Raw genomic sequence first — 24,332 nt, 5'->3', positions numbered from 1 at the left:
ATGCTGACACCGCTTCGCTCCGCCCAGTTTCGGCGAGACGTGAAGCGGGTCGAAAAACGCGGCAAGGACATGCGCAAAATGCGCGAGATCCTATTGTTGCTGCTAGCCCAAGAAGTTCTGCCGGAGCGTTTCAAGGATCATCCGCTGAGAGGTGACTGGAAAGGCTACCGCGATGCCCATATCGAACCGGACTGGCTCCTGATCTATCGGATTGTCGGCGATGAGTTGCATCTGGTTCGGACCGGCTCCCATTCCGATCTCTTTCAGGAGTGAAAGTTCATCGGCCAAAGCAGATTCAACCTGCCTGTGCACACAAAGAAAAATGGCCCGGCTTTGGGCCGGGCCAGCTCATCGGGGCTGACGATGGGAGGATGCGTCAGCCGCGGGAATTTCGATCCGGAGTGCCGAAGGATTCGCTGCGTTCGACACTGCGGTAATAGTCGACCAAAAGCTTGCCGCGTTCGGGCTTGAAGGTGCGGCTGGCCAAGGCGACCGAGCCGATGCGGTCGATGCGGAAGGCGCGGAAATCGTTGCGCATCTCGCACCAGGCGATCAGCGTCCAGACCTTGCCCCAGAACCACAGGCCGAGCGGGCGCACCTCACGCGCCGAACCGCTGCCGGCTTCGTCGCTGTAGTCGAGCTTGAGCACCTGACGCTTTTCGACGGCGCGCTCGATCAGGTCGATCGCCTCGCGGTCGGCATCGGAGACCACCCACATCGGCGCGTGGATTTCGGTGCGGGCGATGCGGTCCTTTTCGGAGTCGGGCAGCACCGCGCCGATCTTGACCAGCGCCTCGTCGGCGGCGCGCGCCATGGCGGCACCGCCAAAGGCGCGGACCATGCGGGCGCCGGCTACCAAGGCTACGATTTCGTCTCGTGTGAACATCAGCGGTGGAAGGTCGAAACCTTCCCTCATCATATAGCCCACCCCGGCCTCGCCATCGATCGGCACACCCGTCGATTGCAGGTCGGAGATGTCGCGATAGATCGTGCGCTCGGAAACCTCGAGCCACGCGCCCAGCTTGTGCGCGGTGACCAGGCGGCCACCGCGGAGATGCTGTACGATCTGGAACAGCCTGTCGGCGCGTCTCATCGAAAACCCCTCAAAGTCTCGCGCTGTTCTTAGCCAAGTGGGGGCGCTCGGCGTCCGTGACAATGCGCAAAGTCAAAAAGCTAGTCCGGCAGGCCTTCGCGTCGGCGCTGGGCCGCGCCGAAGTCCTGGCCAAATGAAAGTTTGCCCGTGGTGGGCGTCGTCTTGTCGAGCACGCGCCAGAACGGCGTGATGCCGGTTAGCGGGGCGCCGCGCCCAATGTCCTCGTTGGCTGCCTCCGCCACCGTTCGCAGATGGTAGCCGATGGTCACCGGGCAGGTGACTTCGGCCCCGTGGTGCCGGGCCAGTTCCCGGCGCAGGGTGCGCACATCGAGATGCGTGCCCTCGGGAATGGCGCGGATGAAGTCGTCGACCTGCCGGGCTGTGGGTATCAGCATCGACTGGCCTTCAACGACATCCGAAAAGCTGCGCGGCGACGGCTTGATGCCGTTGCTGCCTGGCCTGTTGAGCCTGTCCGTCCAGCTTTTCATGCCACAACCTCATGGGCGCAATGCGGAACTCTTCATTCTATCATGGCACAGGGCTCCTGACAGCGTATTGTCAGGAGCCGTCACCATGCTCGCGCGCGAACATGGTATGCTCGCGAGCAACATGGCGCGCATCTCGTCGATCTGGTCGCTCTGCTCGGGATACAGCGTTTGAAGGAAGGCCGCGGCGAAAGTGCCGGGCGCCGAGCCCGGCGCGGAGACGATCTTGTTGTCGGCAACGGCGTGCGGCACATCCTGGTAATTTGCGGCACCGGCATAGACCGGCTCATGGCCGAGGATCCAGTCGCGGCCGTTGCTGGTGTGTTTGACGCTTTCGAACAGGCCGGCACGGGCGAGCGCCAGCGTGCCGGCGCAGATGCCACCGACAACGCCGCCGCGTGCGGCAACCGCCTTGAGCAGTGGCGCGACGTCGGGTGCATCCTTCGCAGCCCATCCATCCGAACCGATGATCGCAACCGCGTCGAGATCCTGGTTTTCCGCCGGATCGGCGCTGCGTTTGGCGATGAGGCTGAAGCCTGCGATCGAGGTCAGCGGCGAGGCATGCGGCGAAATCGCCACCGCGCGGGCGCCGAACCATTCGACCGCCGATGCGGCAAGCAGGCCGTATTCCCAGTCGGCATAACCTTCGATGAACAAGACGCCGATGGTTTTGGAGGCGGTCATTGGAGTGTCCTTGTGCAGGCTTTGGTGTCAGTTGTGGTCAGCGCGGCGCGAGAGAAAGCGATCGGGCCAGCCGATGTCCTTGCGGATATCATTGGGCAGCGCGTTCATGAAGCGCTCGGTGCGGATCTCATTGTGCATGGTCCTGACCTTGCCGGCATAATGCCTGATGGCGCGAAAAATGTCAGGCGTGAACGTGGTCATGTCGGCTCCTCCTTATCTTGAACAAGAGGAGTATCGCACACCCCTCCTGACAGCAGTCTGTCAGCAGGAGGTCGGGGTCCTGGACTATATTTGCGTCAGCCTTTGACAGGGACCGTGTAGTTGAGCGCGAGGCGTCCGCCATCGGCGAAAATGGTCTGGCCGGTGATGTAGCTGGCGTCGTCGGAGGCGAGGAACGCGGCGATCGAGGCGATCTCGTCCGGCTCGCCGATGCGGCCGAGCGGGGTGCGCGACAGCATGCGGGCTTTCGCCGCCGGGTCGGCCTTGGCGCGGGCCAGCATGTCGGTGGAGATCGAGCCGGGGCCGATGGCGTTGACGCGGATGCCGTATGGCGCAAGCCCTAGCGCCATGACAGTTGTCAGCTGGGTTATGCCGCCCTTGGACACGGCATAAGGCACCTGGTCGGCGATGGCCACGACCGCATTGACCGAGGACATGTTGATGATCGCGCCGGGTGCTGCGCCCGACTTGACCTTGTCGACCATGAAGCGCGCGACCGCCTGACCGGCGAGGAAAGCGCCCTTGAGGTTGACGCGCAGCACGCGGTCGAAATCGTCTTCGGTGACGTCGAGGAAATCGGCCTGATGGTCGATGCCGGCATTGTTGACCAGGATGTCGACGTCGCCGAAGGCATCGATGGTGGAGGCGACAAGATTGTGGACGTCGAGGCGCTTGCCGACGTCAGAGCGGACGAAACGCGCCTGGCCGAGCTTTTCCAGATCGCGCTCGGCGGCGTTGCCCTGCTCCTGGTCGATATCGGCGATGACCACGCGCGCGCCTTCCCTGAGGAAGCGCTCGGCAATCGCATAGCCGATGCCCCTGGCGCCGCCTGTGATGATCGCCGTCTTGCCGTCGAGCTTCATGCAACGCTCCTGCCGATTTTGCCGAATCCAATCGCGGACAGTGGCGGGAAGGGCAGGCGGGGTCAACGAATGATCATGGACGTTCGTTTCGATTGCGCATTGCCGTCCGCCTGGAGATGAAATAGGGTACCCCCCTATATTATAGCGAGGTAGCGATGTCGCATGTCATCAAGGAAAAGGCCAAGCTGCTCGCCCGGGTGCGCCGCATCAAGGGCCAGGTCGAGGCGGTGGAGCGCGCGCTGGAGGCCGAGCTCGGCTGTGCCGACGTCTTGCAGCTGGTGGCGTCGGTGCGCGGCGCTGTCGGCGGGCTGACGGCCGAGCTGATGGAAGACCATATCCGCGACCACGTGCTTGAACCGGCCGATCCTGCGGAACGCCAGCGCGGCGGCGAAGAACTTATCGATGTCATCAGGACCTATTTGAAATGACCCACGCCCATCCACACCCGCACGGGCATGACCACCATCATGATCATGCGCACGCGCCTTTCGCGGCGGCGCACGACCATGTCTTTTTGGGCGAGCGCCACGACCGCAACGCGCGGCGCACGATGTTCGTCATCGCGCTGACGGCGACGATGATGGTGGTGGAGATCGTTGCCGGCACGATCTACGGCTCGATGGCGCTGGTGGCGGACGGCTGGCACATGTCGACGCATGCGGCGGCGATGCTGATCGCAGCCCTTGCCTATGTTTTCGCGCGGCGGCAGGCGCATAATCCGCGCTTCACCTTCGGCACCGGTAAGGTCGGCGACCTCGCCGCCTTTGCCAGTGCGGTGATCCTGGCGATCGTTGCGGCCTATATCGGCTGGGAGAGCTTTTTCAGGCTGATGAACCCGGTGGCGATCAATTTCCGCGAGGCGGCGATCATCGCCGTGGTCGGGCTAGGCGTGAATCTCGCCAGCGCATGGCTGCTGCATGACGGCGGCCACGATCATGCGCATGGCCATCACCACGACCATGGCCATGGCGGCCACGACAACAATCTGCGCGCCGCCTATGTGCATGTGCTGGCCGACGCGCTGACCTCGGTGCTCGCCATCTTCGCGCTCGTGACGGGGGCGATCTATGGCTGGCTGTGGCTCGACCCGGCGATCGGCATCGTCGGCGCGATTGTCATCGCGCGCTGGTCGTGGACGCTGATCCGCGACGCCGGCCGGGTGCTGGTCGACTACACGCCTGCCGGCGAGGACCTGCCGGACGAGATCCGCGAGGCGATGCAGACCGACAAGGACGTGATCACCGACCTGCATGTCTGGCAGGTCGGGCCCGGCCATCATGCGGCGATCGTGTCGCTGAAGTCGAGCGCGCCGGCGACGCCTGCGACCTACAAGTCCAAGCTCGCCCATATCCACGACCTGTCGCATGTGACGATCGAGGTGCAGCCGGCCTGACCGCATTGCAGGTCGGGGCGGTTCACATCCTTACGCCGGGCAAGGCGCTTGCCTGCTTGACCCATTCGGCGAACTGGCGCTCGTCGAATGGGCGGTCTTCGTAGATGTCGAGATAGCGGACGTCCGCCTGCTTCGAGGTGCCGGGCGGGAGCGGCGAGAGGGATGCGCCCCTGAAGAACGCGACCTTGACGTATTTGGTGAGGCAGTGGAACCCGAGGAACCAGCTTCCTTGCTCGACCCCGTAAAATGGCGAGTTCCACTTCACGGCCTTGGCGACGCCGGGAACCGCTTCGGAGACAAGGGCGTCGAGGCGGCGTCCTACGTCCGATTTCCAGCCGGGCATGGCGTCGATGTATGCCTGCACGACAGGGTCGCCATACCCCTTTGCTATCTGCGGGTTGCCGCCGGACAGGAGTTTTGGCCCGGCAGTTTCTTTCTCGGCCATCATGCATGGCCCTTCTGGGCTGGCTCTCGCTGCCCGCTGAGATAAGGCAGAGCGAACATGTAAATGCCGGTGGGCAAAAGCACGGCCAGCGGCGGCAGGGGCAAATAGTAGAACCATTCGGGCAGTTGGGTGATGGCCATGCCGGCAAAGATCGAGGCTACGGCCAAGCTGAAGGCGACAGACGCCCCGCGATGGATTTTCCGGATGGTGAGGTTCATTCCAACAATTCCCAAATTCGATTGATGGTCGCCACGCGACGCGCGGTCAGTCCAGCTTCGATACGACTTCGCCCAACTGGGTGATGAAGCGCGGCCAGCCAACCGACGCGCCCTGGAAATAGGACTTCTGCTCGGCCGTAAAACCGCGCTGCTCCATGCGCAGACTTGTGCCTGAAGCGGTGGGGATGAGCGTCCAGGTGACGACGCTTCTGAGGTCCTTGGTGTCCCAGCGATAGGCGAGCGAGCGGTTCGGCTCGACAGTCTCGACCTCGCAATCGACCTGGCCCCAGTCGGCCGAAAGCGTGAAGCGGCGGCCTGCTTCGGGGACGAAATCGTTGTTCATCAGCCATTCGGCGATGAGATGGGGTTGGGTGAGCGCGCGCCAGAGCTTTTCCGGCGGATGGGGAAAATCGCGCTCGACCACGACTGAGCGTGTTGTTTCCATCGTTTCGGTCATTGGTCCATCCTCTTGAGCAGATTGTCGAGATCGTCGAAGCGGTTCTGCCAGAATCCGGTCATCTGGCTCGTCCAGTCGATCAGCGACCCGAGCGCGTCGCGCTCGGCGCTGTAATAGGTGTAGCGGCCTTCGTGCCGGTCGCGCACGAGCCCCGCTGCCTTCAGTATCTTGAGGTGTTTGGAAACCACCGGCTGGGAGACGCCGGCCCCGGCCAACAACCCCACGACTGACGTATCGCCCTCGCGGCAGAGGCGCTCGAACAGCCCGCGGCGTGTGGGATCGGCGAGCGCCCGGAACACGGCGTCCTGAAGCTGAGACATAACTCATACCCGATTGACTATGACAAACTCATAGCCAATCGGGTATGAGTTCGTCAATGGGTGGTGATGTCAGGACTGATGGCGTCGGCGCTCGACCCAGCACCGATGCTGCTATAGCCTTTCAGGCATTGCGAAATCGGGCGGGAACGGGCTTCAATACGGGAGGATGAGCAATGACAATTGCCAAGAACACGATCTGCCTCTGGTACGACAAGGACGCCGAGGCTGCAGCCCGCTTCTATGCCGAGACTTTTCCTGACAGCTCGGTGAATGCCGTCCATCGTGCGCCCGGAGACTATCCGTCCGGCAAGGCGGGCGATGTGCTGACGGTCGAGTTCACGGTCGCCGGCATCCCCTGTCTCGGCCTCAATGGCGGGCCCACATTCAAGCACAACGAAGCCTTCTCGTTCCAGATCGCCACCGACGACCAGCAAGAGACCGACCGCTACTGGAACGCCATCGTCGGCAATGGCGGCCAGGAAAGTGACTGCGGCTGGTGCAAGGACAAATGGGGCATCTCCTGGCAGATCACGCCGCGCGTGCTGAGCGAGGCGATGGCTGTCGGCGGTGACGAAGCAAAACGCGCATTCGCCGCGATGATGGAGATGCGGAAGATCGACGTCGCGGCGATCGAGGCCGCTCGGCGCGGCTGACGGTCCTAGCCGTTCACGACGATGCCGGCGCCTGGAGCCTCGGGCAGTAGCCGAGGCGATGGGGCGCCCGCAATCGTGCTCAAGACGCCTATGATGTGAGTCGCAGTCGTGACTGGCAGCGCCTGCTCTCGACGTCAAGTCGGCCGTTCGGGGTGCTTCCGTCGCCGCCCGAAACTTGCCATTCGTTCGGTTTCCCACGGACGGCAGAGCCGGGGCCGGCGGACTGTCCGATCTTGGGACGTCCAACATAGATAGCGGACTGTCGGTCCGGCGTTTGCAGTAGCCCTCCGACAGGGCCATATTAGCGTGGCTTACTCGGCAAGATTAACGCGATCTCGACCGTTGCCCTTTGCCCTATAGAGGGCATGATCGGCACGCTCGATCAAAGACGGGAGGCCTTCATCCTCCCGCGCAATCGCGACGCCGAAACTGGCCGTCGGCTGTGCCTCACCCGACACGGTGTCGAATGCGATTTGTTTAAACGCTGTTCTTATCTCTTCCGCCAATTGGTAGGCAGAGGCGCTCGCATTTGAAGGCAACATGACTGCGAATTCTTCACCACCAAGACGCGCCATGATCGCATCGCCAGGCGCCTTCTGCTTGAGAACCTCGGAAAACCTCCGAATGATCAAGTCGCCGCCGCTATGGCCGAATAGATCGTTGATCGATTTGAAGTGGTCGAGATCAGCGAGGATCATGGCAGGCGGGTTGCCGGCCGTCCGCTTCGTTAATGCTCTTAGTGCGCGCGGCTGGAAGCCGCGGCGATTGAACAATCCGGATAGGGTGTCGATCAGTGCATCAGTCTTGATTTCATCCATCACGTCGCTTGCAATCACCGCAAGCACACCAACAGCGGTCATCGCGCAGATAAGAGCATCAGAAATCGAAACGACAAGCCAGTAGGAACTTTCGAACCGCTCGCCAGAGGCCCCTGACGCGATCAGGAAGAACGGGCGAAGAAGATAGCCTGCGCTAGATACGAGCAACAACCCGAGTAGCACCTGCTCGACCGGAGAGCGGCGCGGCGCCCTCGCGACATCCCACAACATCACGAGGCTGAGCAGGGCCAGCCCAGAATTGAGGATGATGACGCGGGCGAGCAGGTTCGGTTCGATGAACTGATAATAGTAGAGCGGTCCGAGCGTGATCGCAGCGATAGCAAGGAGAGCGCCGTAGCGAGGCTGTCGTAAGCGCCGATTGGACAAGCCGATAGAGAGCAGCATTATCGCGAACAGGAGGAAGATGTTCGCCGAATATCGCAAAACCGGATTTTCAAGGGAGAAGGCAAAGTAGAAAATGCCGAAGCACAGCGACCGAATCCCATAAGATAGGCTGAGCACCCCTATATATTTCAGGGCGCGATTGTTTCGCCATATCGTTAGCAGCGCGATACAGAATATCGCAGCCATGCTCGTGTTCAGCAAACCTATGACATTGTAGTAGTTCATAGATCCAATCAGTGGTGAAAATTCGGACCGGCCCGCATGATCGGAGAGGTTGCCATAATCCCGGTAAAGGCGAAGTGAACGTCATTCCAAAGCGAACGACCGCTTGGGAGATGATCGAGTGCAGCACCGAACGACCGATCTGGGGCGCTTCCCTGCCGAAGATGCCGAAGGTCGTTGATTAGGCGAAGGGCAGCTTTCCCGAAGTAGCAGCCCGAAAGCTGCCAGTCTGCTTTCCACTCATTGACCGAACCGCGCCCTTGCGCGCCGCCGGGGCGCTGTTGCAAAACAGGGCATGTCCAAGACCACGCCCGCCACGTTGATGCTCGCCAAATCAGGTGTCGCCTTTGCTGTCGCCACCTATGACTATGATGCCGGCGCCGAGCGTGTCGGGTTGCAGGCGGCCGAGGCGATGGGCGTGCCCGCATCCATCGTGCTCAAGACGCTGATGGTGGAAGCCGACGGCAAGCCGGCCTGCGTGGTGGTGCCCTCCGACCAGGAGGTCAACATGAAGAAGGTCGCGGCAGCCTTCGGCGCCAAGTCGGCGCAGATGATGAAACCCGCCGACGCGGAGCGGCTGACCGGTTACAAGGTCGGCGGCATCTCGCCCTTCGGCCAGCGCAAGCAGGTGCCAACGGCGGTCGAGGAGATGGCGACGCTGGAGGACGAGGTTTATCTCAATGGCGGCCAGAGAGGGTTGCAGATCCGCATGCGCCCGGACGACCTGGTCCAGGCGCTGGGTGCCAAGGTGGCGGACCTCATCCGCTGACGTCTTGAAAAGCGGTCACTTCCGCTTGTCGATGAAATGCTGCTTCAGCCTGGCGACGTCGTCTGGTGACCAGCCCTGGATGTCGGCGACCTGCATCCAGGCGTCGATGTAGTGCTCGGCGGCGTAGACGTGGCCGTAGCCCATGGGGGCGGTTGTCGCCATGGCGAGGTCGAGCGTCAGCTGCAGGAAGGTGACGACGGGATACCAACGCAGTTGCGGTGAGACATCCGGTCCGCGCGGCGTCTTCATCCAGTCCGGCTCGCGGTAGAGCGAGTGGGTTTCGTAAAAGACGATCGGGTCCGAGGCATATTGCAGGTAGACCAGCCTGAGCGGCCCCCACTCAGCACCTGGAATGTCGAGCGCGTTCTTCTGGGCGGTGAAGCGGACATAAGAGCCGTCGCGGAACTCAGGCAGCCATTCGGGTGTGCCGGGATTGCGGTCGTCGGTGATCGAGCGCCAGATGCGGCTGGCGAAAGGCGGGCCACTGAGCAAGGCGCCCTGGTAGGGATCGCCCAGCACTTCGAACAGCTCGTTGGAAAGCTCCGTGCTCAAGGCGCCGAGGCTGAGACCGAAGAGGTAGAGCTTCGGCCGCGTGTCCTTGGGCAAGGTGCGCCAATAGCCATAGACCTCGTGGAACAAGGCGCGCGACTGTTCAGCACCATAGCCCGGCTCGACAAGCAGCGACATCCAGCTGGCGAGATAGGAGTATTGCGTGGCGACGGAGGCGACATCGCCATTGTGCAGGAATTCGATCGGGTCGATGGCCTGCTCGTCGACCCAGCCGGTGCCGGTGGGGGTGATAATGACAAGCGTCGAACGCTCGAAGCCGCCGGCGCGCTTGAGTTCTTCCAAAGCGAGCCTGGCGCGCTCCTGCGCTGTCTTGGCGGATTGCAGCCCGACATAGACGCGCACCGGCTCCTTGGCCGGCTTGCCGGTGAGGCTGCCGATGTCGGCGCTGTTGGGGCCAGTGGCGATGTAGGAGCGGCCCATGCGGCCGAGGTCCTGCCAGCGTACCAGCGAGGCGGCGCTGCCGGTCTTTTCCGGATCGGAAGGCTGCTGGGTGTCGGGCGGCATCAGCGCGTCGAGGCGCTGGAACGAGCTGTCCATGGCGCGCAAGCCATAGCGGAAGATGATGCCGTCGGCGGCCGACCAGAACAGCAGCACGACGAGTGTGGTGCCGATGACATAGGAGACGCGCGTCGGCACGAAGCGGCGCAGCTGGCCCGAGACGTAATGCAGCGTCACGTTGAACAGGCGCGCAAGCGCGATCAAGACGATGAAGGTGAGGAGCGCTATCGCACCGACCTCAAGCGGGTGGCCGGTGTCGACAGGAGGGAGCTTCATCAGGCTGCGAATCGAGTTCTGCCACTCGGCCGCGCGCCACAGGAAGACCAGGCCGATCATGCCGCAGGCAATGGCGCCGACAAGCTTGGAAATCCTGAGCACGCCGGACCTGAGTTCAGGCAGTTCGAGATAGCGCCACAGCCAGCGCAGGAAAAAACCGACGCCGTAGCCGGCGGCTGCCGAAAAACCCGACAGCGCGCCCTGGGTGACATAGTTGCGCGGGATCAATGTTGGCGTCAGCGACGCGGCAAAAAACAGCGTGCCCAACAGCAGGCCGGTCATAGAGAATGAATACCAGTACCTGATGACCCAGTTTCGCATGCAACAATCCCCGATATGCCCGTTCGCGGGCAAAGTGCCCTGCGCGTCGCTGCGGCGCAATACCGAAGCGGACGATGCCGGCCGTTCCAGCGCGCGGCCCCTCAGTGCGCGGTGCGCTCATCTGCACGCGGCGAGCTTAGCAGGCATTTGACATGCAGGTATTTACCTGCATATTATACCCCCACAACGAGTGAGACTGATGGACGCTGACAAGGTTTTCAAAGCGCTGGGCGACGCGACACGCAGAAGGCTGCTTGACCTGCTTTGTGAAAAGAACGGGCAGACGCTTGGCCAGCTTTGCGAAAACCTTGAAATGGCTCGGCAATCCGCCACGCAGCACCTCGAAATCCTGGAGGCGGCCAACCTGGTGAGCACGGTCAGGCGTGGCCGGGAAAAGCTGCATTTCATCAACCCCGTGCCGCTGCACGAGGTCTACGAACGGTGGGTGCGGAAATTCGAACGTCAGCGGCTTGCCCTGCTGCACGACCTGAAAAAGGAACTCGAAGGAGAATGACGATGACCCAAGAGAAAACCAGTTTTGTCTACGTGACCTATATTTTCTCGACGCCGGAAAAGGTGTTCGAGGCCATCACCAAACCGGACGTCGCAAGGCGCTACTGGGGCCATGAAAACGTCTCGGACTGGAAACCCGGCTCGAAATGGGAACATGTCCAGGCCGATGGCGAGCGGGCAGTCAAAGTTGTCGGCAAGGTCGTCGAGACCGCGCCGCCGCGCCGCCTCGTCTTCACCTGGGCAGACCCGTCCGAGGCGGCAAATCCGGCAAGCTACAGCCGGGTGACTTTCGACATCGAGGACTACGACAACATGGTGCGGCTGACCGTCACCCATGACGAGCTCGAAGCCGGCAGCGGCATGGCGAAGGGTATCAGCAAGGGCTGGCCAATCGTGCTGTCCAGCCTGAAATCCTTCCTGGAAACCGGCCGCGCCATTGACGTTTTCGCCAAGCCGAAATCGGCCTGATCCCTTGCCCTGCCGATCAGCACTTGCGGGAGAATGTCATGACCAAACGCTATAGCGGCGGATGCGCGTGCGGCGCGATCCGTTATGAAACGGGCAGCGAACCGGTCTTCGAGAACCACTGCCAATGCCGCGATTGCCAGAAACGCAGCGGCACGGGGCATGGGTCCTATCTGACCTTCCCCCAGCGCACCGATGTGACGATCACCGGCGAAGCAAACAGCTGGCGGGTCGTGGCCGACAGCGGCAATGAAAAGATCCATGCTTTCTGCCCGACCTGCGGAACGCCTGTTTACCTGACATTCGTGGCCATGCCGGACGTGATTGCGGTCCACGCGACCAGTCTTGACGAACCTGGCCAGTTCAACCCGCGGGTGGTCACATACACCAGCCGCGGCCATGCCTGGGACACGATGGATCCCGCGCTGCAGACATTCGAGCGCATGCCGCACGGATAGTCCTGTCAGAGGCTTCAGGATTGGTGGGGCAGGAGCCTAGACCCCGATGCCCCTAGCCTTCAGCGCTTCGGTGATCTCGTCGAGGATCGCCGGATCGTCGATGGTGGCGGGCATTTTCCAGTCCTCGCGATCGGCGATCTTCTGCATGGTGCCGCGCAGGATCTTGCCTGATCGCGTCTTGGGCAGGCGTTTGATGGTGACCACCATCTTGAAGGCGGCGACCGGGCCGATGCGGTCGCGGACAAGGCCGACGACTTCCTTCTCGATCATGCCGGTGTCGCGGTCGACGCCTGAGTTGAGCACGATGAAGCCGCAAGGGATCTGGCCCTTCATCGCGTCGGCGATGCCGATCACCGCGCATTCGGCGACATCGGGATGTTCGGCCACGACCTCTTCCATGCCGCCCGTCGACAGGCGATGGCCGGCGACGTTGATGATGTCGTCGGTGCGGGCCATGATGAACAGGTAGCCCTCGTCGTCGATGTAGCCGGCGTCGGCGGTCTTGTAGTAGCCGGGGAACTCGGCGAGGTAGGCGTTGAAGAAGCGCTCGTCGGCATGCCACAGCGTCGGCAGGCAGCCAGGCGGCAAGGGCAGCTTGAGCACGACATTGCCGAGTGTGCCGCGCGGCACGTCATGGCCGGCATCGTCGATCACACGCACGTCGTAGCCGGGCATCGGCACGCCGGGCGAGCCGTATTTGACCGGTAACAGCCCAAGCCCGACCGGGTTCTGGCTGATCGGAAAGCCTGTTTCAGTCTGCCACCAATGGTCGATGACCGGCACATTGAGCTTGTGCTCGGCCCATTTGATGGTTTCGGGATCGGCGCGCTCGCCGGCGAGGAACAGCGTGCGGAATTTTGTCAGGTCGTATTGCGGGACGAACAGGCCTTGCGGGTCCTCTTTCTTGATGGCGCGGAAAGCGGTGGGGGCTGTGAACAGCGCGACCACCCCGTGTTCCGAAATGACACGCCAGAATGTGCCAGCATCGGGCGTGCCGACCGGCTTGCCCTCGAACAGGATGGTGGTGGCGCCGTGCAGTAGCGGGCCATAGACGATGTAGGAGTGGCCGACGACCCAGCCGACATCGGACGCCGCCCAGAAAACCTCGCCCGGCTTGACGCCGAATTCGTTTTCCATCGACCATTTGAGCGCGACCATGTGGCCGCCATTGTCGCGGACAACGCCCTTGGGCTGGCCGGTGGTGCCCGAGGTGTAGAGCACATAAAGCGGGTCGGTGGCGGCGACCGAGACGCATTCGACGGTGCGTCCGGCGGCCTTGGCGCTGCCTACCGCCTCGGCATAGTCGATGTCGCGACCGGCAACGAGATCGCAGGTCAGCTGCGGCCGCTGCAGGATCACGCAAGCTTCGGGCTTGTGCGCGGAGAGCTCGATGGCACCGTCGAGCAGCGGCTTGTAGGCGATGACGCGGCCCGGCTCGATGCCGCAGGAAGCGGAAATGATCAGCTTGGGCGTGGCGTCGTCGATGCGGGTGGCGATTTCCTTGGCGGCAAAGCCGCCGAACACCACGGAATGGATGGCGCCGAGGCGGGCGCAGGCCAGCATGGCAAAGGCAGCTTCCGGCACCATCGGCATGTAGATGATGACGCGATCGCCTTTTTGCACGCCCTGGTCGGCGAGCACGGCGGCCAGTGCATTCACCTCGGCGAGCAGCCCGGCATAGGTGAATTTTTTCTGGGTGCCGGTGATCGGGCTGTCGTGGATCAGGGCCACCTGCTCGGCGCGGCCGGAAGCGACATGGCGGTCGAGCGCGTTGTAGCAGGTGTTGCATTCGGCCCCTGAGAACCACTGGCCATGGACGCCGCCTTCGGCGTCGAAGACCTTGTCCCAGGGCTTGAACCAGTCGATCGCCCTTGCCGCCTCGGCCCAGAAGCCTTCGGGATCGCGGACCCAACCGTCATAGACCTCGTGATAGCGAGATGGCATGGCGTTTCCTTCCCAGGATTTTGGCCCTTGAGGGCGTCTTTGTTGGCACATCTGTACCCGCCTGGCGGACGGGGCGTCCATTTGACCTTGGTTTAAGAGGCGGCCTGCAAGTTCCGATTTGACTGATATTCCGACGTGGTTTTGCGCACTTCCGCTGTTCACCAGATCACGCGCAGCCTTTGGCGGGAATGCTAAGGGCCGGTTGCAACGATAGCAGATTGCCGATGCTACTTTGACAGGCGCGCGCGAAGTTGATCAAAGACGGCATGTCGAAAGCGCTTTCGCTCGTTATCCTGGCCATCATGGCGATCCAGCTGATCAAGCCGCTTGGCTTGCCGGGCCTCAGGCAACGGCGCGATTTCTGGAAGCTGGCGGTTCTGGCGCTGGCGGCGATATCGGTGACGGCGCTGCTGGGGCACGGCTAGGCGGCTGCGCGTCGAACGGCCCTGCTTGAAAGCAGGAGTTCGCCGGGGGGAAACCCCATCCCCACCCCCGGCGAACCTGTCCCTGATTTGATACAAACCAGGTTCCGGCTATCGCCGGCAAACAATGTCTTGCATGGAACGTGCCAGAGGTTTCTGTGCCGGAATGGAACATGCTTTGCATGTTGTGACAAGCAATGTGTGCCATCTCCTCGACAGACGCCGCGCGTGGTGGTTTGCTGGCGCCTCAAATGGGGGCTGATCCATGGCCAGACTGACGAACACGGCGCCGAACCGGGTGTTGGCCGTCGATACGACGGTGGTGAACGAGGAGCCGCTTCTGGCGCTGCTGAATCTCGAGACTGACGACGGGGCGATAGAGCTTGCCGTCAATCGGACAGTGGCCGAATTGCTTGTCGACCAACTCCTGACCCTGCTTGGATATGACGAGGAAGACTGATTGGGACGGGCTTCACATCCAAGTGCGTCAACTTGCGCACTTGGCCTGACGTCGCCAATCAGCGCCTTGATCTGCCCAGGAGGACGCGATGAACAATACCTATCTGACATACTGGCTGTCCGACACGACATCGGCGGTAGGCCTGGTGATTGCCGTGATTGGCCTGCTGCTTGCTGCCGGTGGCTACGCGCGGGCCAGCAAGGCGCTCGTTGGCGTTCTCGACAATCCTGGAGATCGGGAACTGCGGCTTCGTCTTGCAAAGTCGTCGAAACGGGCAAGCCTTGGTCTATGGATCGTATTCCTCGGGATCGGCATTCAGGCGGTGGCGGCGCTGTTCGTGCTGATCGTCTACTGATCAACTGACATGTAGGGGCGCGGACTGCTCCTACGCCCTGCCTCAACTCTTTTGTTGCTGTGCCTCATGCCTGACCGCGTCGATTGTTTTCAGATGCGGCAAAGATCGAGCAGGCATCGAGCGCGCGCATGAAAATCCTTGTCTTCCAGCATCTGAGGGTCGAGCACAGCGGTGTGTTCGGAGAATTCTGGCGCAAGGCCGGGCACAGTGAGCACATCGTCGAGCTGGATGAGGGCGAGGCGATCCCGCCACTCAACGGCTTCGACATGCTGGCGGTGATGGGCGGGCCGATGGATGTCTGGCAGGAAGACGCCTATCCCTGGCTCAAGCCGGAGAAGGCGGCGATCCGGCATTGGGTGCGCGAACTCGGCCGCCCCTATCTCGGCATCTGCCTCGGGCACCAGCTTTTGGCCGATGCGCTGGGCGGCAAGGTGGGCTTGATGAAAGAGCCCGAGGTTGGCCTCGCCACTGTCGAGCTGACGAAATCCGGGCGCGCCGACCGGCTGTTTGACGGCGTCGATGCGGCGATGAAAACGCTGCAATGGCATGGCGCGGAGGTTTCGCTGCTGCCAAAGGGCGGTGAAATTCTGGCCGCCAACGCGGCCTGCGCCAACCAGGCGATGCGTGTCGGCCACAACGCCTATGGCTTCCAGTATCACATGGAGATCACCGAACGGACGGTCGACGACTGGTCGAAGATTCCCGAATATGCCGCGAGCCTGAAGCAGGCGCTGGGTGCCGAGGAGGCCGGGCGTCTGGCGCAGACTGTCGCGCCCAACCTGCCTTCGTTCCGGAACACCGCTGGCCGCATCAACGACAATTTCTTTGCCGCAATCGGCTGCTAGGCCAGTCCTGCGCTCACCTTGTCAGGGGCGTGCGCCGACATGGCTTGTTGTGTTCGGCGCCGTATCGCCCTAGAGCCTGTTTTAACCCCGATTAAAATCGGGATAGGGCTTTAGCTTTTGCATGAGCATTTCCGAAAACCGGTTTCCACAGTTCGCTGCGCGGACCTTCGGTTCGGGATCATGCTCTACGCAGGCATGAATCAGAAAAGGACACTGCATGGCCAGACCGACAAACTACAATCAGGAACGCAGGGACCGTGATCGCGCCAAGGCGATGAAGAAGGCCGACAAGCTTGCGGCCAAGACCGAAGCCAAGGAGCGCTCCAAGCCTGCCGAAGAGGTCGAAACGACCCCTGAGGCAGAAACGGACACTAAAATTTAAAGGGATTTGGGGCCCCGACCGGGCGCTCTAGAATATCCCTGAACCCGCGCGTCGAGCCATGAGGAACATTCTTCGGGCCGACGCGCCGGATCAGTCCTTGTCGTTGATATAGACATTGACCTCGCGCGCCGCCGCGATGAACGCCCGACGTGCGGCCATGACCGGCTTTTCACCTGACATAGCGTCCGAGCATGCCTGAAGGGCCGCGCGATGCTTGGGGCTGCGCTTGCCGGGCCAGCTGTTGAGCAGGAAGGCGGAGGCCTCTTTGGCCGTTCGCAGGATAAGCGGAGTGCCGGCCGGATCGGCCTTCACGGTGATGGGGGTTTCGAACCTGATGTTTTCCATGGCCGCTCATACGCCATACCGGGCAGGGAAGCGAGCAGCATAACGCCGCGCGACCCAGGAGGGGAAGAGGCTTGTGCCGAGGCGGCTCGACAGGCGGCTCAGGCGGTGGTTTTCTGGCGGCGGGCGATGGGGAAGATTTATGAGAACGGCTGGCGTGGCAAAGGCTTCGTTTGGACCCGAGACGCTTGGCGCCATGGTGGTGGCGCTGGTCGTCTATGTGTTCGTCTCGATCTTCGTCGTGCTGGTGGTGACGATAAGTGCCGGTGTCTTCGCCTTCGTGGTCGATTGGCTGCTCTTGGGTGATCGGCCCAACCTCATTCAGCTCATTGCCGTGGTTCTCGGTGCTGTTGCCGGCATCTGGGCGGCACGGCTGGTCTGCGACCTGGCATTTTCAGCCTACCAGCCGCGCTTTGTGTTCTGGATGTTCGTTGTGGTCTTGACCATGACGACGATCAACAAGGCATCGGCCGCGTTCACCACGGCCCAGATCATCCTGGGCGCGCAATATCTGGTGGCGCTCGCGGCAGCCTTTTACTACTTCTGGCGCGAGCGCTCGCCGATCGCGGTCACATCAGGGCTGGTACGCTTGGATTGAGATTGGCCAGGTTCCCGGTCTTGTGGCGCTGCATCTTGCATGACAGAAGGCTGCGTTGGCAGCGACCGAGCCGTCGCCGCCAGGCGTGCGCACCGCACAGGGGGAAGAATTGACCATCAAGAATATAGTGCCGGCCTTGCTCGGCTTGCTGGCTGCGGCTGTACCCGCATATGCCGAGGGCGACGCCTACACTGCCTACAGCACGACCGCCGAGAGCATCACCGGCGACATTTCGATGGATGATTTCTCCATCACCTTCGCCAATGGGCAATCGCTAGCCTTCTCGGCGCTGCTCGGCGACCACTTCATCGTCGACGGAAACCGGGTCAACGCGTCCGTCTACAGCGTCGCAAACCCGTCCGACCCGGAACTGGAGAATGGCAACCGGCTGTGCGGTTCGGGCGACGTTTCCTACCTCGCCAGCTGGGCCGGCGGCGAAGGCCTGACGGTCGTTGCGGTGTTCACCGGCGACGAACCACCCGAGAGCAGCGCCGACATGTGCGCGTCGTATATCTATCAGGATTGAGGCGCGGGCGGCCTGGGGATCTTTCGATCGGCGCTCGACAGGCGGCGATCGGGATGCTTTGCTGCGCAAACCGAGATTTTCCCGCTTCGTCTAATGGTAGGACACCGCCCTTTGAAGGCGTGAATCGTGGTTCGAGCCCATGAGCGGGAACCAACTCCGTCGAAATAACGCGAAACCCTACTGCGCGGGAGCGCCCACGGGTGTTCTCTCGTGCCGCCTAGGGCGTTCGGACCAGCCAATGTCGACACGCACCAGTGCTTTGTTCGGTATGGGGCACTTGCTTTCGGTCTATTCTGTTGCAGGCGTGTGACAACTTTGATTTCCTGAATCAGATTTGATCGTTTTCAAAAGGTGTCGGGGACACAGTCCAATGACCTATTCAGTCCGCCATCAAGTGTTTGTCAGCTCAACGTTCACCGATCTCAAAGATGAGCGTTCAGAGGTCATTCAGGCTATTTGGGAACTTGACTGCATCCCGACCGGTATGGAGGCGTTCGTTGCATCGAACGAAAGTCAATGGGACGTCATCAAGCGAGTGATCGACGAGTGCGACTATTATATCCTGATTATCGGGGGTCGATACGGGTCAATGGCTAGCGAAGGCATTAGCTACACAGAGAAGGAGTATCGGTACGCCAAGAAGATTGGGGTGCCAGTGCTGGCCTTTGTCCACGCTAACCCCGAAGAAATTCTGGTTGGGAAAGCAGAAAAGGACGAGGCACCTCGAAAGAAACTGGAGCAGTTTCGACAAGAGGTAATGAATGAGTATCCTGTGCGAACTTGGTCGTCAGCTTCGGAGCTCGGCGGACTGGTCTCCCGGTCCTTAGTTCGAGAAATCAAGATAAACCCTCGTCCTGGATGGATCCGAAACGACGGATCATCGCCTATCGCTTTGTTAGAGCAAATAAACCGACTAACTGAAGAGAACAGGGCTCAGCGCGAAGAGCTTGCAACACAAGTGCATGCCGATCTGGATGATACCCTTGAATCTGGCGGCGACTTGATCACTCTATCCGGAAATCGCAGCGTTTCGTCCTCAGGCCGATATTATGATGCGCAGAATGAAAGGTGGGAAGCCAAAGTTAGTTGGGATGATTTATTTCGAGATCTTGGGCCTGCGCTTATTAACGAAGCTACAGAAACAACTCTGAAAAGCTTAGTTTCAAGATTTAACGGTTATTCCACCATCGCCAAAGGAAGTCAGATGATAGGTGACGCAAGTGTTGACTTGGAGATTTGGAACGAAATTCTTATTCAATTTCGGGCCCTCGGTCTAATGGAGCAGGGCGTAAAAAAGAGAGGCGTTAATGACAAAGCCAGTTACTGGCTCATAACGCCGCGTGGAGATCGGCATTTGGTCAATTTGCTGGCGAGACGGAAGAAAAGCACCAAATTGGGCGACTTATTCGCCTGACTCGTCCATTGGCTCGCTGCTGCGTTCGCGGAACGCGCGGCTTCGTGTTGTGTTCTACCAAAAACCCCGGATTGCTCCGGGGCTTTTCGTTTTCTCGCCTGAAAGCTCGGCTTTACGCGGCCTTTTCCAGCGCTGACTTCCACTGGCCTAGTGCGGCCAGATGGTTCATGTGGGCGCGGTGGGTGAAGGCGGCTTGACCGGCGCCGAGGTTCTCGACCTTGCCCGACCATGCCTTCTGCGGAGCCGCCTGCAGCGCGCGGCCGTAGGAGAAGGTCAGCTTCCACGGATGCGGGCCGATGGCGTTGATGGCGTTGAGATTGGCGGTGGCCTCCTCGTCGGACTGGCCGCCCGACAGGAAGGCGATGCCCGCAACCGCAGCCGGAACCGTCTCGCGGAACAGCTTGATGGTCTTTTCGGCGATCTCTTCGGGGCTGTTCTTCTCGCCCGACTTCTTGCCTGCGATGACCATGTTGGGCTTCAGGATTGTGCCTTCGAGCACGACACGGGCAGCGTAGAGTTCGTCATAAAGCTTGACCAGCGTCGCCTTGGTGACGTCGTAGCAGGTGTCGATGTCGTGGGCGCCGTCCATCAGCACTTCGGGTTCGACGATCGGAACGATGCCGGCTTCCTGGCACAGCGCCGCATAGCGGGCGAGCGCGTGGGTGTTGGCGGCGATCGAGTATGCCGAAGGCACGCTCCTGGTGGTGTCGATGTCGATGACGCCGCGCCATTTGGCGAAACGCGCGCCGAGCTTGTAGTATTCGGCCAGGCGCTCGCGCAGGCCATCGAGGCCTTCGGTGATGGTGTCGCCGGGGAAATTGACGATGCCCTTGGCGCCGGCATCGACCTTGATGCCGGGAATGGCGCCTGATGCCTTGATGATCTCGACCAGCGGGGTGCCGTCGGCGGCGTTCTGGCGAATGGTCTCGTCGTAGAGGATGACGCCGGAGATGTACTTGGTCATCGCCTCCTTGGTGCGGAACATCATCTCGCGATAATCGCGGCGGCTATCAGCCGTCGACTCGACGCCGATGACGTCGAAACGCTTCTTGATGGTGCCGGAGCTTTCATCCGCAGCCAGAATGCCCTTGCCACCGGCCACCATGGCGGCAGCAATGTCTTCGAGACGTTCGCTCATACAAATACCTCCTGAACAGATGCTCCGGGCGCATAGCAGATGGTTTTCCGGAACGGAATGCCAGCAGCAAACCTATAACCGATTGAAATTATTTCAATCGTTTTAGCTTCAGGTGAGGCCGGCCTGCAAATGGCGAGTGTCTCCGCTTCCGGTGCTCACGTACCTGAATGTACGCTCCGCTCCGGTTCTCGACCCTCACCATTTTCGGCTCGGCCTGACCTGAAGCCCGACACGTCCTGGCGCCAGGATCAGGGTGTTTTTGATCAGGCCTTGAGCACTTCGACGCCGGGCAGGTCCTTGCCTTCCATCCATTCGAGGAAGGCACCGCCGGCGGTCGAGACATAGGTGAAGTCGTCGGCCACGCCGGCATGGTTCAGCGCCGCGACCGTGTCGCCGCCGCCGGCGACCGAGACGAGCTTGCCGGCCTTGGTGCGGGCGGCGGCATGCCGGGCGGCGGCGACGGTCGCCTTGTCGAAGGGCTCGATCTCGAAGGCGCCGAGCGGGCCGTTCCAGACCAGCGTCGTTGCGCGGTCGATCCAGTCGTTGATGGTGGCGACGGTCTTTGGACCAACGTCGAGGATCATGGCGTCGTCGGGCACGTTTTCGATGGCGACCGTCTCATTGGCGGCACCTGCCTTGAACTCGCGGGCGATGACGCCGTCGGAGGGCAGGATGATGGCGCAGCCCGCGCCAGCCGCCTCGATCATGATCTGGCGGGCGGTCTGGGCAAGGTCGTGCTCGCACAGCGACTTGCCGACCTTGGTGCCACGCGCGGCCAGGAAGGTGTTGGCCATGCCGCCGCCGATGACCAGTGCGTCGACGCGCTTGACCAGGTTCATCAGCAGGTCGAGCTTGGTCGAGATCTTGGCGCCGCCAACGATGGCAACGACCGGGCGAACCGGATTGCCGAGGCCCTTTTCAAGCGCTTCGAGCTCGGCCTGCATGGTGCGTCCGGCACAGGCGGGCAGGCGACGGGCAAGGCCCTCGGTCGAGGCATGCGCGCGGTGGGCGGCGGAGAAGGCGTCGTTGACGAAGATGTCGCCATTGGCGGCGAGCTGTTCGGTGAAATCAGGATCGTTCTTCTCTTCGCCCTTGTGGAAACGGGTGTTTTCCAAAAGCAGGATGTCGCCGTCCTTCATGGCGGAAACGGCTGCTGCGGCCTCATCGCCGATGCATCCGGCAGCAAATGCCACCGGGCGGCCGATGACCTCGGCGGTGGCGGTTGCGATCGGAGCCAGCGACAGGGCCAGGTCGGGGCCGTCCTTGGGGCGGCCGAAATGAGCCAGCAGGATGACCTTGGCACCCTTGTCGGAAAGCTCGGTGATGGTGGGGGCGACGCGCTCGATGCGGGTGGCGTCGGAAACCTTGCCGTCGGCCATGGGTACGTTGAGGTCGACGCGGACGAGAACCCGCTTGCCGGCGACATTGCCGATGGTGTCGAGGGTCTTGAAGGCGGCCATGGGGTTTCCCTTTCCCTTTAGAGATCGCGCGGACCATAGCCAGCGCCAGCGTGGATGCAAGGTTTGTGGGGGGTAGCGGGCGGAAAATAGTGAGCGGTCGGCGGAAGACTTTCGTCGTTAGAAAGATTGCCCCTCACCCTTACCCTCTCCCGTGGAGTACGGGGAGAGGGGGCGTCGGCGTTGCCGCTTCGTCCTTCTCCCCGTTCTCCACGGGGAGAAGGTGCCGGCAGGCGGATGAGGGGCAAGCTTAGCATATCCAATGTCGCTCAAGCGTCTTCGGGCAGGCCCTCGGAGGTGGTTGCAGGCGCTTCGGGCTTGGCCTTGTCGGAGCGGCGGGCAAAGAAGCGCCTGAGACGGTCACTGATTTCGCCGGCGCTGAGGAAGACCGGTACCGGTGGCGGCGGTGGGGCCGGTTCGATCGACAGGCCGACAGCGACGATGCGGCCCTTGTCGTCGACGTCGCGGACGATCAGGTCGATCAGGCCGAGCGAGACGCGGTCGGCATATTCGATGCGGCCGCCCAGGCGCTGCTTGATGAGGTCGCCGATGGTCAGCTTCAGCTCTTCGTCCTTCACCGAAGCGCCGTAGATGGCGACAAGCTCGCCGGCGAGGTGGGTCTGGTCGACGGTGAAGGCGCCAAAGAAATCCTCGTCCTCGGCGTGGACCTCGGCACGGGAGGCAAACAGCCGGTCGAGCAGGCGCGGATAGCGGTCGGGCACGAAGATGTAGACGTTGTCGCCAGCGGCAAGGCGGCCCATGTCCTGGAAGCGCATCGAGCGGCCGTCGCGCACGACCAGCGAAGGCCTGGCCCAGCGCGGGATGCGCTGGCCCCTGGCCACTGGCGAGCCCGGCACGACCTTGTAGGCGAGCAGCTCGTGGTGAGCCGAGCCCGGCAGTTCGAGCTCGACCTTGTCGAGCGGGCCGAAGCGCTGCGGCACGATCAGGCCGAGACGGCGGGCGAGGGGACCGACAGTCCAGCCCTGGACCACCAGCGACGACAAGACGATGATGAAGGCGATGTTGAAGATGGCGCGGCCATTTTCGAGCCCGCCGAGCAGCGGCGTGATGGCGAGCAGGATGGAGACCGCGCCGCGCAGGCCGACCCAGGAAATGAAGGCGGTTTCCTGGCGTGGGAACTTGAATGGGATCAGGCACAGCCACACAGCGATCGGCCGGGCGACGAACATCAGGAAGAAGCCGAGCAGCAGCGCCGACAAAAGGATCGCCGGAAATTGCGACGGTGTGGCGAACAGGCCGAGCACCAGAAACATGATGATCTGGGCGAGCCAGGACATGCCGTCCTGGAAGCGCTTGAGCGTCGACACCGCGCGGATATCGGAATTGCCGGCAACCAGACCGGCGAGATAGACGGCGAGGAAGCCAGAGCCGCCGATGGCACCGGCGGCGGCAAAGACCAGCAGCGACAGTGTCAAAACGAAGATCGGCAACAGGCCGCGGTCGAGGTTGAGGCGCTCGACAAGCTTGACGATGAGGAAGCCGCCGAGCAGGCCGATGGCGGCACCCAGCGTCATCTGGACGAAAAAGCCGATGACGAGGTCGACCAACAAAAGGTCGGCTTCCGGCTTGGCGCCGAGCGCGATGATCTCGACCAGGGTGATGGTCAGGAAAATGGCGATGGGGTCGTTGGTGCCGGACTCGATTTCCAGCGTCGAGCGGACGCGCTCGCGCAGATTGATGTTGCCGGCGCGCAAAAGGAAGAACACGGCAGCGGCGTCGGTCGAGGCGACGGCGGCACCGAGCAGGAAGGATTCGAGCCAGGTGAAACCGGTGAGGTAGTAGGCGGCGATTCCGAAGATGATGGTGGTGATGCCCACGCCGACCGTCGCCAGCGTCAGCGCGGGCAGGCCGGCCTGGCGCAGCACGCCGACCGGCGTGCCGAAGCCGGAATCAAACAGGATGACGGCAAGCGCTATGGCGCCGACGAAATAGGCGAGGTGGGCGTTGTCGAAGACGATGCCGAGGCCATCGACGCCGCTGGCAAGGCCGATGCCAAGGAAGAGCAGCAGCAGCGGTGCGCCAAAACGAAAGGCGATCAGGCTCGAAAACGCCGCGGCCACCACCAAGGCGGTGCCCACCAGCGTGATTAGATATACCGCCTGTTCCATCCCGACCCGTCCGCGAAGCAGTCAGAGCCTGTTCCATTCCGATTGCATCGGAATGGGGCTCTATATTCTTGCTGGAGCATGATCTTCTCCGAAAACCGGTTCCCACTTTTCGGGATCATGCTCTAGCTGCGTCGGTTGAGAGTGCGGCGAAGAAAAGGCCGCATGCAAGCAAGAA

The 24,332-nt window shown here is 62.0% G+C and carries 32 protein-coding genes and 1 tRNA gene; 17 read left to right on the top strand and 16 right to left on the bottom strand.

From position 1 onward, the window contains the following. Positions 1 to 273, top strand: a complete 273-nt coding sequence (locus AC1RTB_RS16230) for a type II toxin-antitoxin system YafQ family toxin (protein WP_492879794.1) — start codon at positions 1 to 3, stop codon at positions 271 to 273. Between the two features lie 103 nt (positions 274 to 376). On the opposite strand, the gene AC1RTB_RS16225 is transcribed toward AC1RTB_RS16230, so the two are convergent. From AC1RTB_RS16225 to AC1RTB_RS16205, 5 genes are all read right to left on the bottom strand, one after another. Next, positions 377 to 1,093 (bottom strand): helix-turn-helix transcriptional regulator, encoded by a 717-nt coding sequence (locus tag AC1RTB_RS16225; RefSeq protein WP_492879795.1) that lies wholly within the window; start codon positions 1,091 to 1,093, stop codon positions 377 to 379. A gap of 80 nt (positions 1,094 to 1,173) precedes the next feature. Beyond that, a complete protein-coding gene (locus AC1RTB_RS16220; RefSeq protein WP_492879796.1) occupies positions 1,174 to 1,581 on the bottom strand; it encodes a hypothetical protein in 408 nt (135 codons plus the stop codon). A 9-nt stretch (positions 1,582 to 1,590) separates the two neighbouring features. After that, positions 1,591 to 2,262: a DJ-1/PfpI family protein gene (locus AC1RTB_RS16215; RefSeq protein ID WP_492879797.1), complete on the bottom strand. Its 672-nt coding sequence runs from the start codon at positions 2,260 to 2,262 to the stop codon at positions 1,591 to 1,593. Between the two features lie 27 nt (positions 2,263 to 2,289). Further along, positions 2,290 to 2,463: a hypothetical protein gene (locus tag AC1RTB_RS16210; protein WP_492879798.1), complete on the bottom strand. Its 174-nt coding sequence runs from the start codon at positions 2,461 to 2,463 to the stop codon at positions 2,290 to 2,292. A gap of 95 nt (positions 2,464 to 2,558) precedes the next feature. Then, on the bottom strand, positions 2,559 to 3,344 hold the full coding sequence (locus AC1RTB_RS16205; protein WP_492879799.1) for an SDR family NAD(P)-dependent oxidoreductase: 786 nt from the start codon (positions 3,342 to 3,344) through the stop codon (positions 2,559 to 2,561). Positions 3,345 to 3,499: 155 nt separating this feature from the next. On the opposite strand from AC1RTB_RS16205, the gene AC1RTB_RS16200 reads away from it, so the two are divergent. After that, a complete protein-coding gene (locus tag AC1RTB_RS16200) occupies positions 3,500 to 3,772 on the top strand; it encodes a metal/formaldehyde-sensitive transcriptional repressor (RefSeq protein WP_492879800.1) in 273 nt (90 codons plus the stop codon). After that, positions 3,769 to 4,737, top strand: a complete 969-nt coding sequence (dmeF, locus tag AC1RTB_RS16195; protein WP_492879801.1) for a CDF family Co(II)/Ni(II) efflux transporter DmeF — start codon at positions 3,769 to 3,771, stop codon at positions 4,735 to 4,737. Before AC1RTB_RS16200 ends, dmeF begins: the two co-directional genes overlap by 4 nt. A gap of 22 nt (positions 4,738 to 4,759) precedes the next feature. On the opposite strand, the gene AC1RTB_RS16190 is transcribed toward dmeF, so the two are convergent. Genes AC1RTB_RS16190 through AC1RTB_RS16175 form a run of 4 tightly spaced genes read right to left on the bottom strand, consistent with a single transcriptional unit; the run spans position 4,760 to position 6,177 of the window. Beyond that, positions 4,760 to 5,185 carry a DUF1801 domain-containing protein gene (locus tag AC1RTB_RS16190; protein ID WP_492879802.1) on the bottom strand — a complete coding sequence of 142 codons (426 nt, stop codon included), beginning with the start codon at positions 5,183 to 5,185 and terminating at the stop codon, positions 4,760 to 4,762. Next, a complete protein-coding gene (locus AC1RTB_RS16185; RefSeq protein WP_492879803.1) occupies positions 5,182 to 5,400 on the bottom strand; it encodes a hypothetical protein in 219 nt (72 codons plus the stop codon). Before AC1RTB_RS16185 ends, AC1RTB_RS16190 begins: the two co-directional genes overlap by 4 nt. Before the next feature lie 46 nt (positions 5,401 to 5,446). Then, positions 5,447 to 5,857 carry an SRPBCC family protein gene (locus tag AC1RTB_RS16180; RefSeq protein ID WP_492879804.1) on the bottom strand — a complete coding sequence of 137 codons (411 nt, stop codon included), beginning with the start codon at positions 5,855 to 5,857 and terminating at the stop codon, positions 5,447 to 5,449. After that, positions 5,854 to 6,177 (bottom strand): ArsR/SmtB family transcription factor, encoded by a 324-nt coding sequence (locus AC1RTB_RS16175; protein WP_492879805.1) that lies wholly within the window; start codon positions 6,175 to 6,177, stop codon positions 5,854 to 5,856. The genes AC1RTB_RS16180 and AC1RTB_RS16175 overlap by 4 nt, the downstream gene beginning before the upstream one ends. Before the next feature lie 179 nt (positions 6,178 to 6,356). On the opposite strand from AC1RTB_RS16175, the gene AC1RTB_RS16170 reads away from it, so the two are divergent. Continuing rightward, positions 6,357 to 6,830 carry a VOC family protein gene (locus AC1RTB_RS16170; RefSeq protein ID WP_492879948.1) on the top strand — a complete coding sequence of 158 codons (474 nt, stop codon included), beginning with the start codon at positions 6,357 to 6,359 and terminating at the stop codon, positions 6,828 to 6,830. Between the two features lie 311 nt (positions 6,831 to 7,141). On the opposite strand, the gene AC1RTB_RS16165 is transcribed toward AC1RTB_RS16170, so the two are convergent. Beyond that, positions 7,142 to 8,278, bottom strand: a complete 1,137-nt coding sequence (locus tag AC1RTB_RS16165) for a GGDEF domain-containing protein (RefSeq protein WP_492879806.1) — start codon at positions 8,276 to 8,278, stop codon at positions 7,142 to 7,144. 292 nt (positions 8,279 to 8,570) lie between these two features. On the opposite strand from AC1RTB_RS16165, the gene ybaK reads away from it, so the two are divergent. Further along, complete coding sequence (gene ybaK, locus AC1RTB_RS16160) at positions 8,571 to 9,044, top strand: Cys-tRNA(Pro) deacylase (protein WP_492879807.1); 474 nt, start codon at positions 8,571 to 8,573, stop codon at positions 9,042 to 9,044. A gap of 15 nt (positions 9,045 to 9,059) precedes the next feature. On the opposite strand, the gene AC1RTB_RS16155 is transcribed toward ybaK, so the two are convergent. Further along, entirely contained in the window at positions 9,060 to 10,709 is a 1,650-nt protein-coding gene (locus tag AC1RTB_RS16155; protein ID WP_492879808.1) for an alpha/beta hydrolase, read from the bottom strand. Between the two features lie 199 nt (positions 10,710 to 10,908). Here AC1RTB_RS16155 and AC1RTB_RS16150 point away from each other — a divergent pair, with 199 nt between their 5' ends. The 3 genes from AC1RTB_RS16150 to AC1RTB_RS16140 are packed head-to-tail and all read left to right on the top strand — an operon-like array spanning position 10,909 to position 12,145. Continuing rightward, on the top strand, positions 10,909 to 11,223 hold the full coding sequence (locus AC1RTB_RS16150; protein WP_492879809.1) for an ArsR/SmtB family transcription factor: 315 nt from the start codon (positions 10,909 to 10,911) through the stop codon (positions 11,221 to 11,223). Between the two features lie 2 nt (positions 11,224 to 11,225). Beyond that, the gene (locus tag AC1RTB_RS16145; protein WP_492879810.1) at positions 11,226 to 11,690 is read left to right on the top strand and encodes an SRPBCC family protein; all 465 of its coding nucleotides are present in this window, start codon (positions 11,226 to 11,228) and stop codon (positions 11,688 to 11,690) included. Positions 11,691 to 11,728: 38 nt separating this feature from the next. After that, entirely contained in the window at positions 11,729 to 12,145 is a 417-nt protein-coding gene (locus AC1RTB_RS16140; RefSeq protein WP_492879811.1) for a GFA family protein, read from the top strand. Between the two features lie 36 nt (positions 12,146 to 12,181). Here AC1RTB_RS16140 and AC1RTB_RS16135 read toward each other — a convergent pair whose 3' ends face one another. Next, positions 12,182 to 14,089, bottom strand: a complete 1,908-nt coding sequence (locus AC1RTB_RS16135; RefSeq protein WP_492879812.1) for a propionyl-CoA synthetase — start codon at positions 14,087 to 14,089, stop codon at positions 12,182 to 12,184. A gap of 266 nt (positions 14,090 to 14,355) precedes the next feature. Here AC1RTB_RS16135 and AC1RTB_RS16130 point away from each other — a divergent pair, with 266 nt between their 5' ends. From AC1RTB_RS16130 to AC1RTB_RS16110, 5 genes are all read left to right on the top strand, one after another. Continuing rightward, entirely contained in the window at positions 14,356 to 14,514 is a 159-nt protein-coding gene (locus AC1RTB_RS16130; protein WP_492879813.1) for a hypothetical protein, read from the top strand. A gap of 262 nt (positions 14,515 to 14,776) precedes the next feature. Then, positions 14,777 to 14,971 carry a hypothetical protein gene (locus AC1RTB_RS16125; protein WP_492879814.1) on the top strand — a complete coding sequence of 65 codons (195 nt, stop codon included), beginning with the start codon at positions 14,777 to 14,779 and terminating at the stop codon, positions 14,969 to 14,971. Positions 14,972 to 15,059: 88 nt separating this feature from the next. Next, positions 15,060 to 15,326 (top strand): hypothetical protein, encoded by a 267-nt coding sequence (locus tag AC1RTB_RS16120; RefSeq protein WP_492879815.1) that lies wholly within the window; start codon positions 15,060 to 15,062, stop codon positions 15,324 to 15,326. Between the two features lie 128 nt (positions 15,327 to 15,454). After that, positions 15,455 to 16,171, top strand: coding sequence for a type 1 glutamine amidotransferase (locus AC1RTB_RS16115; RefSeq protein ID WP_492879816.1), 717 nt, complete (start codon positions 15,455 to 15,457; stop codon positions 16,169 to 16,171). 217 nt (positions 16,172 to 16,388) lie between these two features. Further along, positions 16,389 to 16,553 (top strand): hypothetical protein, encoded by a 165-nt coding sequence (locus tag AC1RTB_RS16110; RefSeq protein WP_492879817.1) that lies wholly within the window; start codon positions 16,389 to 16,391, stop codon positions 16,551 to 16,553. A 90-nt stretch (positions 16,554 to 16,643) separates the two neighbouring features. Here AC1RTB_RS16110 and AC1RTB_RS16105 read toward each other — a convergent pair whose 3' ends face one another. After that, positions 16,644 to 16,898 carry a DUF982 domain-containing protein gene (locus tag AC1RTB_RS16105; protein ID WP_476785260.1) on the bottom strand — a complete coding sequence of 85 codons (255 nt, stop codon included), beginning with the start codon at positions 16,896 to 16,898 and terminating at the stop codon, positions 16,644 to 16,646. Positions 16,899 to 17,037: 139 nt separating this feature from the next. On the opposite strand from AC1RTB_RS16105, the gene AC1RTB_RS16100 reads away from it, so the two are divergent. The 4 genes from AC1RTB_RS16100 (at position 17,038) to AC1RTB_RS16085 (ending at position 19,433) form a co-directional block, all read left to right on the top strand. Then, the gene (locus tag AC1RTB_RS16100; protein WP_492879818.1) at positions 17,038 to 17,493 is read left to right on the top strand and encodes a hypothetical protein; all 456 of its coding nucleotides are present in this window, start codon (positions 17,038 to 17,040) and stop codon (positions 17,491 to 17,493) included. 109 nt (positions 17,494 to 17,602) lie between these two features. Continuing rightward, positions 17,603 to 18,019, top strand: coding sequence for a hypothetical protein (locus tag AC1RTB_RS16095; RefSeq protein WP_492879819.1), 417 nt, complete (start codon positions 17,603 to 17,605; stop codon positions 18,017 to 18,019). Positions 18,020 to 18,098: 79 nt separating this feature from the next. Next, positions 18,099 to 18,172: transfer RNA gene (locus tag AC1RTB_RS16090), tRNA-Gln, on the top strand. 217 nt (positions 18,173 to 18,389) lie between these two features. Next, positions 18,390 to 19,433: a DUF4062 domain-containing protein gene (locus AC1RTB_RS16085; RefSeq protein ID WP_492879820.1), complete on the top strand. Its 1,044-nt coding sequence runs from the start codon at positions 18,390 to 18,392 to the stop codon at positions 19,431 to 19,433. Positions 19,434 to 19,545: 112 nt separating this feature from the next. Here the strand turns inward: AC1RTB_RS16085 and AC1RTB_RS16080 are convergent, their stop codons facing one another. The 3 genes from AC1RTB_RS16080 to AC1RTB_RS16070 form a co-directional block, all read right to left on the bottom strand. After that, positions 19,546 to 20,571, bottom strand: a complete 1,026-nt coding sequence (locus AC1RTB_RS16080; protein WP_492879821.1) for a class I fructose-bisphosphate aldolase — start codon at positions 20,569 to 20,571, stop codon at positions 19,546 to 19,548. Between the two features lie 263 nt (positions 20,572 to 20,834). Then, entirely contained in the window at positions 20,835 to 22,031 is a 1,197-nt protein-coding gene (locus AC1RTB_RS16075) for a phosphoglycerate kinase (RefSeq protein WP_492879822.1), read from the bottom strand. Positions 22,032 to 22,297: 266 nt separating this feature from the next. After that, a complete protein-coding gene (locus AC1RTB_RS16070; protein ID WP_492879823.1) occupies positions 22,298 to 24,157 on the bottom strand; it encodes a potassium/proton antiporter in 1,860 nt (619 codons plus the stop codon). Positions 24,158 to 24,332 lie beyond the last annotated feature (175 nt).

It is taken from the genome of Aminobacter sp. GW821-FHT11F06 (assembly GCF_058808215.1).
Note: the sequence above shows the minus strand (reverse complement) of the source record. Positions and strands in the feature narration are given on the sequence as shown.